Annotated in this window: 1 protein-coding gene; it reads right to left on the reverse strand. The window is 44.1% G+C overall.

Features of this window, described 5'->3' with window-relative positions; translation table 11 throughout:
• On the reverse strand, positions 1 to 2,408 hold a 2,408-nt coding region (locus JX312_RS12305; protein ID WP_204458184.1), incomplete at both ends, for a hypothetical protein.

Below are 2,408 nucleotides of genomic sequence, written 5' to 3' on the forward strand. Positions count from 1 at the left end.
TGTGGTGAGTCCGGGAGTGAACTTGAATGTGTAATCCCTCGGCTTGACAATATTCCATGTGTGGCTTATTGCCCCGAGAGGCTCACCGGATATGTATATTACGTTTTCAGGAATCTCTATTGTGATTTTGCCGGTGAGATCCTTGTTCATGAATTGTTTTGTCACCATATTGAAGATTAGGGCATTGTCTGAATTCTTCTCTGTCCAGTATCCTTCAACACCATCTTTGTCGGCATCAGCTTCCTTAATTCTTTCAAGTGGAGTATCATTGAATTTCACGACTATTTTGTCATATCCTGTTACCGAAAGGGTTTCATCGCCGTTGAATTTGAAGTTGGCGAATATGCCGTATCCGTTGTTGACTATATCTCCGGTCGGACTGGGCTGCCATGATTTATCAATCTCTTTTGTTCTCTTAAGTCTCCATGTCTGGGAGATTACGGGAGACTTCTGATTGCCGTCAAGAACAAACGAACCCTCATCGATCGACAAGTTGATGTAGCCTCCCATGCTTGCATCCATCTTGGAAAGATCAGTAAATTTGATGATGAATGTCGGGTGGGGGGCGTCTTCAACTTTTGTAATGGTGTAATCTCCATAATATACAACAGATGCTACGGCAAGATGTGGATTCACGTCCTCCCTCATTATGGGCTTGTCATTGTCATCATAATCTTTCACTGTTTTCGGTTCTGCGGTTTTTGCATTCAGGAACTCGATCTTAAACTCTTCGAAATCAGAGATGAGATATTCTTTGTCAATGCTCATGTCGGGAGACACTTGTGTCTCATATTCTTTAGTTTCTGCTATCTCACCGAATGAGCAAGTGTATTCGATTGCAGGGAAAGGATTGCTTCCGTCCACAGTAAACATGCCGCGATCTATCTCGATGGTCAGTTTGCCGGGCTTTTCAAAAATCTTGTTGTTGATGCGTATGATTGCCTCCGGCTCCTCCCAATTGTCAGCAAGTGACCATCCGATGTTTGCTTCGTCAGTTCCGTTTGCATTCTGTACGGCTTTAATGTTTTCATTGTCATACGTAACAATGATAGACTTTATCTCTGTGCCGTCTTTGGGATCATGGTTGGGATCTTCCCATTCGTCATAAGAAACTGTTTGAGCATCGTTGAGTCTGATTGTGATCTGCGTATAGTTCTGTTCTGGGTTAGGAAGGTCTGCTTTGCCATTGTTCTCGGGAGTCGCAGTCCATGTATATTCCTTGACTAATGAAGGGTTAACTTTGAAAGTGAGTGTGATTTCATCGTTATATTCCTCGTCTCCCCTTATGGCACCGGCTCCGATTGTAAGGTCGTATGTTCCAGCCTCGGTTATAGTTGCATCTTCCCCGTTTTTGTAGAAAGAAACTTTGGCTGTGTGCATGTTGCCGTATTCCCAATCATATGTCAATTCACCGGTATATCCGGATTCTTTGCCATCTTTTTTGAGGGTTATTTTAGCATCGTCTGCCATATATATACCCTTTACGTCATAGAAGTCGATGCTTACATGATCAAAGGATTTGATTTCCTTCGGCGCTTGTTCAGGGGTTACGACATTATAGTTCTGCATCGGAGTTTTTACAGAGGGGTCGACTGTAAATTTAGCAGTAATTACCCCGCTTTCTATAGCATCGGCAGGTTTTGATGTATTGTCAGGAGCTATCCAGAAGAAGCCCGCAGGAACAGTCATGGTGTATTCTCCTGCTTCAGTAGCTTGGGGGAATGTCACTGAGTATGGCAAGGTTCCTTCTACGTATGCGGATTCGTCATATGCCACACCTGTAGCTTTTATTGCATCGGTAGAGCCATCTTTTGTCAAGGTTATTGACTCGGCTTTGCTTTCATCGCAGAATATCTGGTCGGCACCAATAAGCTCCACGTCAAACAGGATGCTTACTTTTTCAAGATATTTTACGGTTCCGTTAGCCTCCGGATTGAACTTTATTACCTTGATTTCCTTTTTTACTTCTTTTACTTCCTGACCGAAAGAATAGGTATAATGGAAAGCGGGGGAGGTGTCTCCGTCCATTGTGTCGAATGCACCGGGTTGCATGTCGATCACGAGTTCTCCCGGAGTTGTGAATACCTGATGGTTAATGCGGATGATCACTCCATCATAATCAGGGGTAGTTCCGATTGACCATCCTTTGTTATCGGGATCTTCATCGTCGGAAGTTGCATATATTGAATACGGCACTGTCTCTCCTGCGTATGTTACCGTAACTTTTTCTTTATATGTTTGATCAACTTCTAAGCCGTCGAGTCTGAAAGATACTGCCTGGAAAGGGGTGGAGGATGAGTTCGGCAGACGTGAGGTCGAGCGTCCGGAAGCCGGCATAATCGTCCATTCAGATTGTTCAGCCAATGAAGCCCTTGTCACTTTCTGCGGAGCTGCTTCACTTACTGCGT

This window comes from Barnesiella sp. CU968 (assembly GCF_905219685.1).
GTDB classification, from domain to species: Bacteria; Bacteroidota; Bacteroidia; order Bacteroidales; family Muribaculaceae; genus Lepagella; species Lepagella muris_A.